This window comes from Leptothrix discophora (assembly GCF_030705305.1).
GTDB classification, from domain to species: Bacteria; Pseudomonadota; Gammaproteobacteria; order Burkholderiales; family Burkholderiaceae_C; genus Sphaerotilus; species Sphaerotilus discophorus.
In genome coordinates this window covers 37,741-53,297 of the sequence record NZ_JAUZEE010000011.1, presented here as the reverse complement: position 1 = coordinate 53,297, position 15,557 = coordinate 37,741, and the positions used below count along the sequence as shown (strand labels likewise).

The 15,557-nt window shown below is 71.1% G+C and carries 14 protein-coding genes; 5 read left to right on the top strand and 9 right to left on the bottom strand.

The window, feature by feature from the left end:
• Positions 1-10 precede the first annotated feature (10 nt).
• From Q8X39_RS17270 to Q8X39_RS17245, 6 genes are all read right to left on the bottom strand, one after another.
• A complete protein-coding gene (locus tag Q8X39_RS17270; protein ID WP_305750930.1) occupies positions 11-952 on the bottom strand; it encodes an AraC family transcriptional regulator in 942 nt (313 codons plus the stop codon).
• Positions 953-1,098: 146 nt separating this feature from the next.
• On the bottom strand, positions 1,099-2,514 hold the full coding sequence (dalD, locus tag Q8X39_RS17265) for a D-arabinitol 4-dehydrogenase (RefSeq protein WP_305750929.1): 1,416 nt from the start codon (positions 2,512-2,514) through the stop codon (positions 1,099-1,101).
• A gap of 55 nt (positions 2,515-2,569) precedes the next feature.
• Complete coding sequence (locus Q8X39_RS17260; RefSeq protein ID WP_305750928.1) at positions 2,570-3,625, bottom strand: ABC transporter ATP-binding protein; 1,056 nt, start codon at positions 3,623-3,625, stop codon at positions 2,570-2,572.
• A gap of 37 nt (positions 3,626-3,662) precedes the next feature.
• Positions 3,663-4,493, bottom strand: coding sequence for a carbohydrate ABC transporter permease (locus Q8X39_RS17255; RefSeq protein WP_305750927.1), 831 nt, complete (start codon positions 4,491-4,493; stop codon positions 3,663-3,665).
• An 11-nt stretch (positions 4,494-4,504) separates the two neighbouring features.
• Positions 4,505-5,338 carry a carbohydrate ABC transporter permease gene (locus Q8X39_RS17250; protein ID WP_305751007.1) on the bottom strand — a complete coding sequence of 278 codons (834 nt, stop codon included), beginning with the start codon at positions 5,336-5,338 and terminating at the stop codon, positions 4,505-4,507.
• A 290-nt stretch (positions 5,339-5,628) separates the two neighbouring features.
• Positions 5,629-6,933, bottom strand: coding sequence for an ABC transporter substrate-binding protein (locus Q8X39_RS17245; RefSeq protein WP_305750926.1), 1,305 nt, complete (start codon positions 6,931-6,933; stop codon positions 5,629-5,631).
• A gap of 266 nt (positions 6,934-7,199) precedes the next feature.
• Between Q8X39_RS17245 and Q8X39_RS17240 the strand changes: the two genes are divergently transcribed.
• The 3 genes from Q8X39_RS17240 to Q8X39_RS17230 are packed head-to-tail and all read left to right on the top strand — an operon-like array spanning position 7,200 to position 10,304.
• Entirely contained in the window at positions 7,200-8,399 is a 1,200-nt protein-coding gene (locus Q8X39_RS17240; RefSeq protein ID WP_305750925.1) for a class I SAM-dependent rRNA methyltransferase, read from the top strand.
• Positions 8,396-9,331 (top strand): oxygen-dependent tRNA uridine(34) hydroxylase TrhO, encoded by a 936-nt coding sequence (gene trhO / locus Q8X39_RS17235; RefSeq protein WP_305750924.1) that lies wholly within the window; start codon positions 8,396-8,398, stop codon positions 9,329-9,331. The genes Q8X39_RS17240 and trhO overlap by 4 nt, the downstream gene beginning before the upstream one ends.
• Before the next feature lie 4 nt (positions 9,332-9,335).
• Positions 9,336-10,304 (top strand): pseudouridine synthase, encoded by a 969-nt coding sequence (locus tag Q8X39_RS17230; RefSeq protein WP_305750923.1) that lies wholly within the window; start codon positions 9,336-9,338, stop codon positions 10,302-10,304.
• A gap of 110 nt (positions 10,305-10,414) precedes the next feature.
• Here Q8X39_RS17230 and Q8X39_RS17225 read toward each other — a convergent pair whose 3' ends face one another.
• Both Q8X39_RS17225 and Q8X39_RS17220 read right to left on the bottom strand, forming a co-directional pair.
• Complete coding sequence (locus Q8X39_RS17225; protein ID WP_305750922.1) at positions 10,415-11,974, bottom strand: sensor histidine kinase; 1,560 nt, start codon at positions 11,972-11,974, stop codon at positions 10,415-10,417.
• 3 nt (positions 11,975-11,977) lie between these two features.
• Positions 11,978-12,238, bottom strand: a complete 261-nt coding sequence (locus Q8X39_RS17220; protein WP_305750921.1) for a hypothetical protein — start codon at positions 12,236-12,238, stop codon at positions 11,978-11,980.
• 544 nt (positions 12,239-12,782) lie between these two features.
• Here Q8X39_RS17220 and Q8X39_RS17215 point away from each other — a divergent pair.
• Together Q8X39_RS17215 and Q8X39_RS17210 are read left to right on the top strand one after the other, a co-directional pair.
• Positions 12,783-13,022, top strand: a complete 240-nt coding sequence (locus Q8X39_RS17215; protein ID WP_305750920.1) for a cysteine-rich CWC family protein — start codon at positions 12,783-12,785, stop codon at positions 13,020-13,022.
• Between the two features lie 159 nt (positions 13,023-13,181).
• Positions 13,182-14,825, top strand: coding sequence for a sensor domain-containing diguanylate cyclase (locus Q8X39_RS17210; protein ID WP_305750919.1), 1,644 nt, complete (start codon positions 13,182-13,184; stop codon positions 14,823-14,825).
• On the opposite strand, the gene Q8X39_RS17205 is transcribed toward Q8X39_RS17210, so the two are convergent.
• Positions 14,812-15,543 (bottom strand): nitroreductase family protein, encoded by a 732-nt coding sequence (locus Q8X39_RS17205; protein WP_305750918.1) that lies wholly within the window; start codon positions 15,541-15,543, stop codon positions 14,812-14,814. The genes Q8X39_RS17210 and Q8X39_RS17205 overlap by 14 nt on opposite strands.
• Between the last annotated feature and the right edge of the window lie 14 nt (positions 15,544-15,557).

Here is a 15,557-nt window from a genome sequence, read left to right as displayed (position 1 = left end):
GACTCCAGGTTCAGACGGTCGCGCCGCTGAATCTCTTTTCGGACTGCTTGCGGAAATCGCTCGGCGTCATGCCCTTGATCTCCAGGAAGCGGCGGTTGAAGTTGGCGACGTTGTTGAAGCCGACCTCGTAGCAGATGTGCGTGATCAGCCGGTCGCTTTCCATCAGCAGCTGGCAGGCCCGGTTGATGCGCACGCGGTTGACGAAATCGGTGAAGGTGTTGCCGGTGGCGCGGCGGAAGAAGCGGCTGAAGCGGCTCTCGCTCATGCCCAGCTCGGTGGCGATGTCGGCCGCGCTGATGGGCTGGGCCAGGTTCTCGGTCAGGCGCATCACGACCGCGTCGATGCGGTCCAGCGAGGTGTCGTCGTCGTCGCTCTGCAGCTGCACGTTGGACAGCAGCCGGTAGTCGGTGCTGGCGGCCAGGTCGCACAGCAGGTCGCAGAAGGCGGTGAAGCGGCGCAGGCCGCGCGCAGCCTTGACGCGGTGCCAGTGCGCGGTGCTGCGCTCGCCCAGGCCGAAGAACTCGATGCCGTGCTTGGCCCGCTCCAGCAGGGGCAGCACCTCGGCCAGCTCGGGGATGGTGCCGGCGGCCTGCACCAGCGGGCCGTGCGAGAACTGGATCACCAGGTCGCGTTCGGCCACGCCGCCGTCGGGCACGTCCATCGAGACCCAGTTGTGCGGCAGCCTCGGGCCGGTCAGCACGAGGTGGCCGGGCTGGAACTGGCCGATCCAGTCGCCCACGAAGGCCTTGCCCGAGGTCGCCGTGATCAGGTGCAGCTCGTACTCGTCGTGGTAGTGCCAGCGCGCCAGCGGCGTCGGGAAGCCGTGGGACAGGCAACGCACGAAGCCGACCTCGGCGGTCGGCTCGTAGCCCAGCTCGGGCGAACGGGCGAACTCGTGCTCCAGCTCGGGCTTGAGCTGGCGGGGCAGGGTTCGGGGCTTGGTGGCGCTCATGGTCGGTGTCGTGTCGGGGCCGTGCGATTTTCGCGGGCCCCACACGCCGGGTCGCTTCAAGGCTTCACATCAGGAGTTCACGCCAGGACTTCACATCAGGACTTCACATCAGGACACCGCGCCCACAGGTCCGGTCGGGCCGGCCATCAGGCACGGTGCGCCGCGACGAAGTCGGCCACCCGCACGCTGGCCGCCCGCACCGCCTCGACCAGCCGGGCGTCGCCGGCCAGGTTGCCCCACAGCGGCACGTCGGCGCAGAAGGCCGCCACCGGGTCGGCCGATTCGCAGATCGCGTGCGCCACCGCCGGGTCCATCGCCTGGTCCTGGTAGGTGTAGGCGATGCCGCCACGGTGCCAGACCTGCAGGTAGGCCAGGAACAGCGCCGGCAGCATCGCCACGCTGGCGATGGACTCGTTGCGCGCCAGGCGCTCGCGGAAGGTCGGCGCGATGAAGCCGGGGATCTTGCTGAAGCCGTCCATCGCGACGCGCTGGTTGGTGTCGGCAATCGCCGCGTTGCCGAAGCGGTCCAGCACCACGTCGCGGTACTTGGGCAGGTCCAGCGGGCTGGGGCTCAGCACCGGGATCACGTCGTCGGTGACGTAGTCGTAGGCGAACTGCCGGATCACCGGGTCCAGCGTGCCCTCGTGGATGAACGTGTAGCCCACCAGCGTGCCGGCCCAGGCGATGCAGCTGTGCGTGGCGTTGAGCAGGCGGATCTTGGCTTCCTCGTAGGCCTGCACCGACTGCACCATCTCGCCGCCGACGGTTTCCCAGGCCGGGCGGCCGGCGATGAAGTCGTCCTCGATGACCCACTGGATGAAGCTCTCGCCCATCAGCGCGGCCGCGTCGTCGATGCCGGTGGCGGCCTGGACGCGCTCGCGCACGGCCGGCGTGGGGCGCGGCGTGATGCGGTCGACCATCGCGTTCGGGCTGGTCGTGTTCGCCTCGACCCAGGCCGCCAGATCGGCGTCGCCGAGCTGGGCGATGTACTGCAGCAGGCCGCGGCGCGAACGCTCGCCGTTGTGGCGCAGGTTGTCGCAGTTCATCAGCGTGACCGGACCGGCGCCGGCGGCGCGGCGCGCGCGCAGCAGCGCGGTCAGCGCGCCGTAGATGGTCCACGCGCGTTGCGCATCGGCCGGCGCGCCGCTGCGCAGCGCGTCCAGGTCGGCGCGCAGGTCGGCGAAGGTGGCCAGGTCCAGCACGTTCTTCGCGTCGAGGTAGTAGCCCGCTTCGGTGACGGTGAACGAGATGATCTTGGTGGCCGGATCCGCGCAGGCCGCGATCAGGCCGGCCAGGTCGGGCGTGTAGCCGATGACCTGGCGGATCGAGGTGATGCGCTGGTAGACGTGCTCGCCCTGCGGCGAGATGGTCTCCAGCGTGTAGGCCCCGCCGCTGGCCTGCAGCGCGGCGATGGTCTCGGCCATGTCCGGGCGGATGTGGCCGCCGGCCAGCACCCAGCGCGTGTCGCCGGCATCGTGCAGGGCCTGCAGGTAGACGGCCTGGTGGGCGCGGTGGAAGGAGCCCAGGCCGAGGTGGAGGATGACGGAAGGCTGCGTGCTCATGGAGACCTCGGTGCGTTGGAGTTCGGTCGTTCTGGCCGGCGGTCCGGCCGTCGCTTCAGGCCAGGGGATGCGGCGCACCCTTGCGCGTGATGCGCCCGTGGGCGTCGAACAGGTGGGCGGCGGCCACGTCGATGTCGACGCCGACGCGGTCACCGGCGCGCAGCGCCGTGCGACTGTTCTGGCGCGAGACCAGCATCGCGCCGCCTTCGGTGGCGACGTAGATCAGCGTTTCCGCGCCGAGCGCCTCGACCAGCTCGACGGTGCCCTGCACCGCGCCCGAGCCGGCGTTCGTCAGCGACACGCATTCCGGACGCAGGCCGACGAAGCCGTCGGCCTGGACCGGCAGGCCGTACTGGCCGGCCAGCTGCGGCACGGCCTGGCTGGCCACCACGTTCATCTGCGGCGTGCCGATGAACTGCGCGACGAACTGGTTGGCCGGGCGGTCGTAGAGCTCCAGCGGCGTGCCGACCTGCTCGATCAGGCCGTCGCGCAGCACCACCACGCGGTCGGCCAGCGTCATCGCCTCGACCTGGTCGTGGGTCACGTAGATGGTGGTCGCGCCGAGGTCGCGGTGCAGCTTGGCGATCTCCACGCGGGTCTGACCGCGCAGCGCCGCATCGAGGTTGGACAGCGGCTCGTCGAACAGGAAGACCTTGGGCGCGCGCACGATGGCGCGGCCGATGGCCACGCGCTGGCGCTGGCCGCCCGAGAGTTCCTTGGGCGTGCGGCTCAGGTAGGCCGTCAGGTTGAGGATCTTCGCGGCCCGCTCGACCTTGTCGCGGATCGTGGCCTCGTCGACCTTGGCGAGCTTGAGCGCGAAGCTCATGTTCTCGTAGACGCTCATGTGCGGGTAGAGCGCGTAGCTCTGGAACACCATCGCGAGGTCGCGCTTGGACGAGGGCAGGTGCGTGATGTCCTTGCCGTCGAGCAGCAGCTGGCCGCCGTCGATGTGTTCGAGGCCGGCGATCAGCCGCAGCAGCGTGGACTTGCCGCAGCCCGAAGGGCCGACGAACACGATGAACTCGCCCTGGTTGATCGTCAGGTCCACGCCCTTGATGGCGCGGTGGTTGCCGAAGAACTTCTCGATGCCCTGGAGCTGGAGATAGGCCATGTGATGACTCCTGAATCTGTGTGCGATGCGACGGCGCTTACTTGACCGCGCCGAAGGTCAAACCTTGGACGAGCTGCTTCTGGCTGAACCAGCCGAACACCACGATCGGCGCGATGGCCATCAGCGAGGCGGCGGACAGCTTGGCCCAGAACAGGCCCTCGGGGCTGGAGTAGCTGGCGATCAGCGCGGCCAGCGTGCCGGCCTTGGCGGCGCTGAGGTTGAGGCTCCAGAAGGCCTCGTTCCAGCTCAGCACCAGGCACAGCAGGCCGGTCGAGGCGAAGCTGCCCATCGACAGCGGCAGCAGCACCTGGCGGGCTTCCTGCCACAGCGTCGCGCCGTCCATGCGGGCGGCCTCGAGGATGTCGCGCGGGATCTCCTTGAAGCCGGTGTAGAGCATCCACACCATGATGGGCAGGTTGCTGAGCGTGAAGACGATGGTCAGGCCGGTGAGCGAGTCCAGCAGCTGCGACTTCTGCGCCAGCACGTAGATCGGCACCAGCGCGCCCACCGCCGGCATCATCTTCGTGGACAGCATCCACATCAGCACGTCCTTGGTGTGGCGGCTGCGGAAGAAGGCCATCGAGTAGGCCGCCGGCGCGGCCAGCGCCAAGCCCAGCAGGGTCGAGGCCACGCTGGTGATCAGCGAGTTCTTCGCATACAGCAGGTAGTCGCTGCGTTCCTGGACCTCGTGGAAGTTCTCCATCGTCGGCGGGAAGAACAGCAGCGGCGGCACCGAGATCGCCTGCAGCTCGGTCTTGAAGGCGGTCAGCACCAGCCAGCCGAGCGGGAAGAACAGCATCAGCGTGACGACCCACGCGACCAGCGTGCGGGCCACCAGCGTCGGGGTGAGCGTGGAAGGACGAGACATCGTGGTTGTCCTTATTTGTCGAGGTTCTTGCCGACCAGGCGGATCAGGAAGGCGGCGGCGATGTTGGCCAGCAGCACCGCGAACAGCGCCCCTGCGGAGGCCACGCCGGCATCGAAGTTCAGCAGCGCCTGCTTGAAGATCAGGAAGGCGACGTTGGTGCTCGCGTCACCCGGACCGCCACCGGTGGTGGTGTAGATCTCGGCGAAGACCGACAGCAGGAAGATCAGCTCGATCATCACGACCACCGCGACCGAACGGGCCATGTGCGGCAGGTAGAGGTAGCGCAGCTGCTGCAGGTAGGTGGCGCCGTCCATGCGCGCGGCCTCCAGCTGCTCGCGGTCCATGCTCTGCAGCGCGGTGATGAAGATCAGCGTCGCGAAGGGCAGCCATTGCCAGGCCACCATGATGATCACGCTCAGCAGGGGCCAGTCGGTCAGCCAGTCCACCGGCGTGGCACCGAAGAACTGCCAGACCTGGGCCAGCACGCCGTAGATGGGGTTCATCATCATGTGCTTCCACAGCAGCGCATTGACCGTGGGCATGACGAAGAAGGGCGAGATGAGCAGGATGCGCACCAGGCCGCGGCCGGGGAAGGGCTCGTCGATCAGCAGCGCGATCGCGACACCCATCAGCACCGTGATGACGATGACGCTGCCCAGCAGCAGCAGCGTGTTCATCACCGCCACGCCGAAGGACGGGTCGGTGACGAAGTATTCGAAGTTCTCCAGCCCGATGAAGCCGGTGGCCTCGGGCTGCATGAGGTTGTAGCGGATGACGCTGAAATAGATCGTCATCACCAGCGGCACGATCATCCACAGGAAGAGCGTGCTGACGGCCGGCAGCATCAGCAGGCGCGGCACGAGCCGGGAGGCCTGGTGCGGCGCGGGCGCGGCTGCGGGAGCGGTCGTCGTCGGGAGTGCGTCGGTGGACATGGTCGTGCCCTGCGGTGGACTGCGTCGCGGGGGGGCGATGCGGACGGGGTGGGTCCGGAGCCGGACGAAAGTCGGGTCGAGCCAGCCGGGAACCCCGTGTTGATCGGATGTTCCGGCCGTTCGACCCGAGGGCGTCGGTCCTTCAGGAGAGGGTCTGCGCCGGCACCGACGGCACGGCCGCCGTCGGTGCCGGGTGGCGCGGCTTACTTGTAGTAGCCGGCCTTCTTCATCTCGCGATCCGCCGCGACCTGACCCGCCTTCAGGGCCGCGTCGATCGTGGTCTTGCCGGCGAGCGCCGAGCTCATCTGCTGGCCCACGGCGATGCCGATGGCCTGGAACTCGGGGATGGCGGCGAACTGCACGCCGACGTACGGCGACTTCGCCAGCGTCGAGTCGTTCGGGTTGGCGCTGTCGATCGCGGCCTTCTCGGCAGCGGCGAACTTGGCGGCCTTCTGGAACTCGGCGTTGGCGTAGGTCGACTTGCGGGTGCCGGTCGGGACAGCGCCCCAGCCGTTGGTCTTGGCGACCAGCTCGATGTATTCCTTGGACGTCGCCCAGGTCACGAACTTCTGCGCCGCGTCACCCTTCTTGGTCGAGACGGGGATGCCCAGGGCCCAGGCCCACAGCCAGTTGGCACCCTTGGGGGTGGCCATCGTCGGGGCCTGCGCGAAGGCGACCTTGTCGGCGACCTTGGACTGCTTCGGGTCGGTGATGAAGGACGCCGCGATCGTCGCGTCGATCCACATGCCGCACTTGCCTTCGTTGTACAGCGCCAGGATCTCGTTGAAGCTGTTGGCCGACGAGCCCGGAGGGCCGTAGTTCTTCAGCAGGTCGACGTAGAACGTGATCGCGTCCTTCCAGGGCTTCGATTCGAGCTGCGGCTTCCAGCTCATGTCGAACCACTGGCCACCGAAGGTGTTCACCAGCGTGGACAGGAAGGCCATGTTGTCGCCCCAGCCCGGCTTGCCGCGCAGGCAGATGCCGTACACGCCGTTCTTCGGGTCATGGATCTTGCTGGCCAGGGTCTTGATGTCGGCCCAGGTCGGTTTGTCGGCGACGGAGATGCCCGCCTTGTCGGCCAGGTCCTTGCGGTACATCAGCATCGAGCTCTCGCCGTAGAACGGCACCGAGTACATCTTGCCGTCGACCGACAGGCCGTTGCGCATGGCCGGCAGCAGGTCATCGACGTCGTAGCTGGCGGGGGCCTTGATCTCCTGCAGCCAGCCCTTCTTGCCCCAGATCGGGGTCTCGTACATGCCGATGGTCATGACGTCGAACTGGCCGCCCTTGGTGGCGATGTCCGTCGTCACGCGCTGGCGCAGCACGCCTTCTTCCAGCGTCACCCACTTCAGCTTGATGTCGGGGTTGGCGGCTTCGAAGTTCTTGCTGAGCTTCTGCATCTCGATCATGTGGCCGTTGTTCACGGTCGCGATCACGAGTTCGGTGGCGGCGTTGGCCATGCCGGCCATCAGGCCGAATGCGAGCGCCAGGGATGCCTTGAGCTTCATGCGTGTCTCCTCAGGGGAACAGGTCAGGGTGGTGTGAACCGGGTGCGATGCGTGACTGCATCGACGGGCGCAACGATAGGTTTGGACCCCGCTCGGTGCCGATACTTCCGATCCCGACACCTGTACGCTCTTGCGCCGAAGACTAGGTATTTTCTCTAGGGCCTAGCGATAGCGTATCGGAATGATGCATCGCCAGCATGGTTTTGCCACGAGAGTTCAGGCCGGTCGCGGCCCGGTGGACCGCGCCGCGACGACAATCCCGCGCCATGAAAACCATCCGATTGCGCGACGGGCGGGAACGCTCGCTGCAGCGCCGCCACCCGTGGGTCTTCCAGGGCAGCATCGCCGGCGGCAAGGCCGACCGCGGCGAGACCGTGCGGGTCGAGGCCGCCGACGGCCGATTCCTGGCCTGGGCCAGCTACAGCCCCGAATCGATGATCCGGGTGCGCGCCTGGAGCTGGGATGAGGCCGAGCGCATCGACGCCGCCTTCTTCGCCCGCCGCATCGCCGCAGCGGTGGCGATGCGCGAGCGCCTGGCCATCGCCAGCAACGGCGTGCGGCTGGTCCACGGCGAGGCCGACGGCCTGCCCGGCCTGGTGGTCGACCGCTACGACGACATCCTCAGCGTGCAGTTCCTCAGCGCCGGCACCGAGCGCTGGAAGGCCGTCATCGCCGACGCGCTGCTGGCCGCCACCGGCTGCAGCCGCCTCTACGAACGTTCGGACGCCAGCGTGCGCGAGCTCGAAGGGCTGCCCCAGCTCACCGGCTGGCTGCGCGGCGGCGGCGACGGCGGTGACGCGATGGGCACCACGGTCACGCTGCAGGAACACGGCCTGCGCCTGACGGTCGACGTCGCCGAGGGCCACAAGACCGGCTACTACCTCGACCAGCGCGAGAACCGCGCGCTGTTTGCCCGCCTGGTGCGCCAGTTCGGCTGCCAGCGCGTGCTGAACTGCTACAGCTACACCGGCGGCTTCTCGGTCGCGGCGCTGAACGGCGGCGCCCGCGAGGTCGTCAGCGTCGACTCCTCCGGCCCGGCGCTGGCCCGCGCGAACGCGCACGTGGTGCTCAACGGCCACGACCCGCAGCGCCACGTCGCGATGGATGCGGACGTCAACGGCACGCTGCGCCAGATGCTCAAGGACGGCCGTCGCTTCGACGCCATCGTGCTGGACCCGCCCAAGTTCGCGCCGACCGCCGCCCATGCCGACCGGGCCAGCCGGGCCTACAAGGACATCAACCGGCTGGCCCTGATGCTGCTGGAGCCCGGCGGCCTGCTGCTGACCTTCAGCTGCTCGGGCGGCATCGGCGCCGAGCTGTTCCACAAGATCGTCGCCGGCGCCGGCATGGATGCCGAGGTCGACGGCTACCTGCTGCAGCGCCTCGAAGCCGCGCCCGACCACCCGACCACGCTGTGCTTCCCCGAGGGCGAGTACCTCAAGGGCCTGGTGATCCTGAAGCGATGAGCCGCGCCGCCGCGCCCTTCGTCCACAGCGCCTTCTACCGCTACGTCGCGCTGGCCGACCCGGCCGCAATGGCCGAATCGCTGCGGCAGCTCGGTGCCCGGCTCGGCGCGCCGCAGGCCCTGGGCGGCAGCCTGATCGTCGCGGCCGAGGGCCTCAACGCGGTCGTCGCCGGCACGCCCGCGGCGGTCGATGCCTTCGAGGCCGCGCTGACACGGGATGCGGCGTTCGCGCCCTTCCACGGCCTGGCCTTCCAGCGCAGCGCCTGCACGGCCATGCCCTTCGGCCGCTACAAGGTCGCGCACAAGGCCGAGCTGGTCGCGATCGACCTGCCGGCCGATGCCGGCCCGGTCGACGAGCGCGACGACAGCCACGTCGCGCCGGCCGACTGGGACGCGCTGATCGCCCGGCCGGACGTCGTCCTGATCGACAACCGCAACCACTTCGAGTTCCGGCTCGGCCGCTTCCGGGGCGCGGTCGATCCTTCGGTCGACCACTTCCGCGACTTCGGCGCCTACGTGCAGGCCCATGCCGAGGCCTGGCGCGCGGCCGGCACGACGGTGGCGATGTACTGCACCGGCGGCATCCGCTGCGACCGCACCGCGCCGTGGATGCGCAGCCTCGGGCTGGACGTCAGGCAGCTGCAGGGCGGCATCCTGGGCTACCTGGCGGACCGGTGCGCGAACCCGCCGGTCGACGCGAAGGCCGATGAACACGCATGGATCGGCGACTGCTACGTCTTCGACCGGCGCGTCGCGATCGACGCGACGCTGGCCGAGACCGGCCTGACGCCCGAGCAGGTCTACGACCCGGCCCGCCCCGACGAGGCCTGGCGGCTGGCGCGCGCGCGGCGGCTCGACGGCGCGATGTCTCCCAGCCCGCCGCCCAGCCTGCCGCCCGGCCCGCCACGCAACCCACCCGCCACGTCCGCCTGACCCGATGAGCCGCCCTCGTCCTGCCTGGACGCCGCCCGACCGCGACGGCGTGGGTGCGAGCCGCGTGGCGCTGGCGGCCGGGCCGTGGGCCACGCTGATCGACTTCCTGCCGCAGCGCCTGCCCGCACTCGATGCGGCCGGCTGGCTCGCCCGCATCGAGGCCGGCGACGTGCTGGCCGCCGACGGCCGCGCCGTGCGGGCCGATGAACCGTGCGGCGACCACCGCGTCCTCTGGTACTGGCGCGCGCTGGCCGAGCCCGAGCCGGTCGTGCCCTTCGAGGCCGAGCTGCTGCATGTCGACGATCACCTCGTGGTGGCCGACAAGCCGCACTTCCTGCCCATGACGCCCAAGGGCCGTCACCTGCGCGAGACGCTGCTCGTGCGCCTGAAGCGCCAGCTCGGCATCGCCACGCTCGCGCCCATGCACCGGCTCGACCGCGAGACCGCCGGGGTGGTCGTCTTCACCGTGCGCCCCGACGAGCGCGACGTCTACCAGCGCCTGCTGCGCGAGCGCGCGGTGGAGAAGGTCTACGAGGCGATCGCCCCATGGCGACCCGACCTCGCCCTGCCCCGCCTGCACGCCAGCCGCCTGGCCGAGCGCGAGGGCGATGCCTTCATGCAGATGCACGAGGTGCCCGGCGAGCCCAACGCGCAGACCCGCATCGAGCTGGCCGAGGTCCTCGGCGCGTCCGGCCTGGCACGCTACCGCCTCTTTCCCCTGACCGGCCGCAAGCACCAGCTGCGCGCCCAACTCAGTGCCCTCGGCATCCCGATCGTCGGCGACCGCATCTACCCGGTCCTGCAGGCGGTGGAGCCGACGCCCGACTACCGCCACCCGCTGCAACTGCTGGCCCGCGAGCTGGCCTTCGACGACCCCCTGACCGGCGATCACCGCCGGTTCGTGAGCCGGCGACGCCTGGCCATGGCCGATCCCCGGCAGGTGGGGCACGGTGTCCATGCAGCGGTGGGTTGAACGAGAGGGCTGGTGCCGACGCGCACCAAACCGCGATCTGGCTCAACGCCCCCATGGGCCCCACACCGAACCCTGCGCAGGGGACCGCACGGTCGGCTGCCGGGTCTCGATCAGCCGCGGGTCGTCGAACGCCGCACCGGCGCCTGCACGGCGGCCGGCATGCGCAGCACGAAGACCGCGCCGCGCGGTTCGGCCGGCTCGAAGTGCAGGCTGCCGCCGGCGCTGGCGGCCAGGGTCTCGCACAGGCTCAGGCCCAGGCCCAGGCGGCCGTCGCGGGTGGTGAAGAAGGGCTCGAAGAGCTGCGCCCGCCGAGCCTCCGGCACGCCCAGGCCCTGGTCGGTCACGCGCAGCTCGATCGCGTCCGGGCCGCGCGCATGGGCGGCAATGACGAGCCGCCGTTCGGCGACCGGCACCTGGGTCATCGCCTGCAGCGCATTGCTCAGCAGGTTGTGCAGGATCTGTTCGAGCGTGACCGCGTCGGCCTGCAGCGCCAGCGTGTCGGGCAGGTCCAGCGCGGGCTGCACGGCCAGTCGCTCCAGCTCGGTGGACAGCAGGTCCAGCGCCTGGCGCACGGCCGGGGCCAGGGCGACGGCGGCCGGCTCGTCGGCGCCGGCCGCCTCCTCGCCGGGCTGGACCAGCGCGCGCAGGCGCTGCAGCACCTCGCTGGCGCGGCGGGCCTGTCGGACCGCCTGCTGCATCGCGCTGCGGGCGGTCTCCAGCTCGGGCGGGTCCTCGGCCAGCAGCCGGTCGGCGGCCTGGGTGCTGGCCAGCACGGCGGTCAGTGGCTGGTTCAGCTCATGGGCGATGCCGGCGGCCCGCTCGCCCAGCGCGTTCAGGCGCGCGGCCTGGCCGATGCGCAGCTGGGCTTCGGCACGACGCTGTCGCTCGGCCTGGGCCTGCCAGTCGCGCCGCAGCGTCCACAGGCCCAGGACGCCGCCCAGGCTCAGCAGCCAGACCGCCAGCAGGCCGCCCCAGGGCCAGCCGGCCCAGCCGCTGTCCCAGCGCACGACCAGGTCGAAGGGCTGGCTGGCGGTGGCCAGGCGCTTGTGGAACGCGAAGGACCAGCCACCGCCGGGCAGCCGCGCCGCATCGGTGCCGGGGGGCAAGGGCAGCGACCAGGATGCCCCGCCGTCGGCCTGCAGCGCCATGCGCAGCGGCGCGGCGTCGGGGCCATGGCCGACCCGCTCGGGCCATTCGGTGCGCGGCACCATGCGCGCCAGCGCGATCTGCAGCGCATAGCTGTGCGGGTGACCGGGCTGGACGATGCGGAAGCGGCCGGCGCGGCCGAACTCGTCGGCGCTCGGGGTGACCAGCGCGGCATGACCGTCACGGCGGGCGCGCGCCTCGGCCTCGACCCATGTGACCTCCGGCCAGGCCTCGCCGGGACCGCGCCGGTCGACCGAGACGATCTGGCCGAACAGGGCCGACAGGCGCTGCTCCGGCCGCGTCGCCACCGGGCCGTCGCCGGCCTGCAGCAGCACCAGCGAACCGAGGATGGCCTCGTGCTGGACCGCCTGCTGGCTCAGCAGCCGGTGGGCGATCCGGGCCTGGGCCTCGAACGCCTCGCGCTGCGTCGCATGGTCACGCAGCAGCAGCAGGGCCGACCCCAGCAGCGCCAGGCCGAGGCCGGCTGCCAGCGGCCGCCACGGCGGCTGCAGCCGCGTGTTCATGCGTCAGCCCAGGCCCTGGAAGTTGGTGTCGCTGTCGGCGTGGCTGGAGCTGAGGTAGAGCCGCAGCCGCGGGCCCTGGGTGTCGTTCTCCCAGACGCGTGCGGTGACCTCGAACTGGCGACCGCCGATGCGCAGCACGTCGCCGCGCAGCGGCTGGGTGGCGTGGCCGTCCCAGAAGCGCGGGACCCGCACGTCGTTGCGGCGGATCCAGGCCTGATCCTCGTGGGTGAAGGTCAGCACGATCGAAACCTGCGTGGTGGGCATCGTGACGCTCCCTGGCTCTGGCCGGATGTGGAAGCCGCGAGATTAGCGCGGCTGGCCAGGCGCTGGCATGCGGACGTGTCGGCCGTGTGTCGACCGGCGTGTCCGGTTGCCCGGATGGCGTCGAGGAAGCGCGGGGGAACTGTGCGGAGGGGGGAAGAATCGGCGGTCTGGAAGGCCGGAACCGGCACCGCGCGGGGTCGCGCTGCGGGACGCTGCCAACCTCGCCGCCCACCGCTGATCGACTGAACCTGGCGCACACTGCACCTCGGTCGATCGGCGCTGGGTCGACGAGGCAGACAGGCCCTCAGCGACTCGGAGCGGATGCTGACGGCTGGCCGGCGATGGCCAGTAAGCAAATGATGCGGGGGTATCGGGTTACATCCCCCGGGCCTTGGCGATTCCGGGCTGGAAACGGCCTTCCCGATTCGGAAAAATGGGACTGAAACCCATCTGAACCGAGCCTGCGGGCTACACCTGCTCACAGATGACACCGGCCGGACCGCCCCCGCCGCCGCGCCGGACCGCGCCACAACCGGGTTGCCACATGATCGAGACGAGTTCCGCAAGCCAGCGCCAGGCCCCAGCCGCCGGCCCCGACCGCTGCCCGCGCTGCGGCGGCCCCTTCCGCTGTGGCGTCGCCGATGCCGGGCCCTGCGCCTGCACCCGCATCACGCTCGACACCGCCACGCTGACGCAGCTGCGCGGCCAGTACGCGGGCTGCCTGTGCCTGGGCTGTCTGGCCGAGCTGGCCGAGCTGGCCGCAGCGCCCCGAGCGCCCGATTGACCGGGCGCCCGATTGACCGACCGGCCGATCCACCGACCGGCCGACCGGCCCACACGCGCCGCTTCCGGGACTCGCTCACGCCGACGCCGGCCGGACCTCCCTGTGACAGGGGCTTGGTGACACACTCGACTGGCTTCCCCACTGCACCGCCGTACCGCCGTGGACCCCACCCTTGTCGATCCGCTGATCGCGCCTTCCGATGCCGCCCGTCTGGCGAACGCGCCGACGCTGGCGCTCGCCTTGCCTGACGAGCGGGTCCGCAGCCGCGCGCGCCGGCTGTCGCTGCGTGCGAGCCTGCTGGGCCTGGTGGCGCTGTGCGTGCTGCCGGCGGCGCTGGTGTCGGCCGCGCTGATCTGGACCAACTACTGGCTCGAGCGCGAGCGCATCCACGGCAGTTCGGTGCTGATGAGCGATCACCTGGCCGCCGAGCTGGACCGTGAGCTGGCGGCGCTGACCTCCGGCCTGCGCGTGCTGGCCAGCGCGCCGGAACTGCAGCGCGACGACTTCGCCACCTTCCACCGCCGCGCCAGCGACGCGCTGGCCAGCCAGATCGTCAACAACTACGTGGTCACCGACCGGGCCGGCCACCAGCGCATGAACACGCTCAGGGCCTGGGGCGAGCCGCTGCCGAGCGACGGCTCGCCCGCCGCGTTGCAGCGGGTCTTCGACGAGGGCGCTGTCGTCGTCACGGACCTCTTCATCGGCCCGGTCACGCAGCGGCCGGTGATCGCCGCGGGCGTGCCGGTGCGGCGCGACGGCGAGGTGGTCTACAGCCTGAACATCGGCCTGTCGCCCGACCGCATCGGCGACATCCTCAAGCGCCGTCCGATGCCGGACGGCTGGGTCGCCGCCATCCTGGACGGCAGCGGCACGCTGGTCGCGCGCAGCCGCGAGGCCGATCGCTTCGTCGGCCAGAAGGCGGTGCCGGCGGTGCTGGCGCAGATCCGCAGCGGCGGGCCGCGCACGGTCGAGACGATCAGCAAGGAAGGCATCCCGGTGGTCAGCAGCATCGCGCGCTCGCGGGTCTCGGACTGGTCGGTCGCGGTCGGCGCGCCGCGCTCGGTGCTCGAAGCGCAGCTGGTCCAGCTGATCGGCTGGACCTGCGCCGGCCTGCTGGTCGCGCTGCTGCTGGGCCTGTGGGTGGCCTTGCGGCTGGCCGGCCGGGTGACGCAGGCGGTGCGCGGCCTGAACGATGCCGCGCTGGCGCTCGGGCGCGGCCAGCCGGTGCGGCTGCCGCCGCTGCAGCTGGTCGAGGCCGACGCGGTCGGCGCGGCCATCCTGCAGGCCGCGCGCATCCTCGACAACGCCCGCCACCTGGCCCACCACGACCCGCTGACCGGCCTGAGCAACCGGCTGCTGTTCGACGAGATGCTGCGCCACCACATCGCCGACATGGCCCGCAGCGGCGGCACGCTGGCGGTGCTGGCGCTGGACCTGGACGGCTTCAAGGCGGTCAACGACCAGCACGGCCACCCGGCCGGCGACCGGCTGCTGCAGGCCGTCGCCGGGCGCATCACCCACGCCCTGCGGGCGAGCGACGTGGCGGCCCGGCTGGGCGGCGACGAGTTCATGGTGCTGCTCGCGCCGGCCAGCGCCGAGCAGGCCCGCATCACCGCGCAGCGGCTGCTGCAGGCCTTGTCCGAGCCCTATGACGGCGTGCCGCTGCCGGTCAGCGCCAGCATCGGCGTGGCCGTCGCCGAGGCCGGCCAGGGGGTCGATGCCGCCGAGCTGGCGCTGCGGGCCGACCGGGCGCTCTACGACGCCAAGCGGCAGGGCAAGTCGCGCGTGGTCATGTCGGCCTGAGCCAGGGCTGCGGCGCGCCCTGCTCGGGCAGCACGGCGGCGAATTCGTCCGGCAGCGGACGCGGCCGGGCGCGCGGGCGCGACTGCCGCGCGGTGCCGAGGTTGATGCAGCAGACCGCCTGTTCGCCCTCGGCCAGCGCGAACAGCGCGCGCAGCGGCGCCGAGTCCATCGCCTGGCCGCTGGTCAGGCCGCTGGCATAGCCCATCGCGTGGGCGCCCAGCAGCAGGTTCTGGATCGCCGCCCCGAGCGACACCAGCCGCTCGGCGGCGGGGATGTCGCGCAGCACGCCGTCGCGCGTGATCGGCCCCAGCCGGGCAATCGCCAGCAACAGCAGCGGCGCCCGGTGGGCCTTGTCGCGGGCATCGGCCAGCGCGACCGGCCCGGCCTGCGGATCGCGCGCCAGCAGCGCCTGCGCGAAGGCCTCGGCCAGGCGATGACGCTGCGCGGTCGGCACCAGCACGAAGCGCCACGGCGTCAGCTCGGCGTGATCGGGTGCATCGGCGGCCAGCGCCAGCAGGGCGTGCAGCTGCGCGGCGTCCGGACCGGGCTCGTGCAGGCGCTTGGGCGAGGTGTTGCGGCGTGTCGAGATCAGCGTCTGGGCGTGCTCGAACAGCTCGCCGGCATGCCGGCGCGGTGCGGTCGGCGGGCCGGATTCAGGATCGAGCGAAGGATCGAGCGAAGGATCGTGCGGGGGCATCGGCATGTGGGACGGCGGCATGTCGGTCGGCGGAT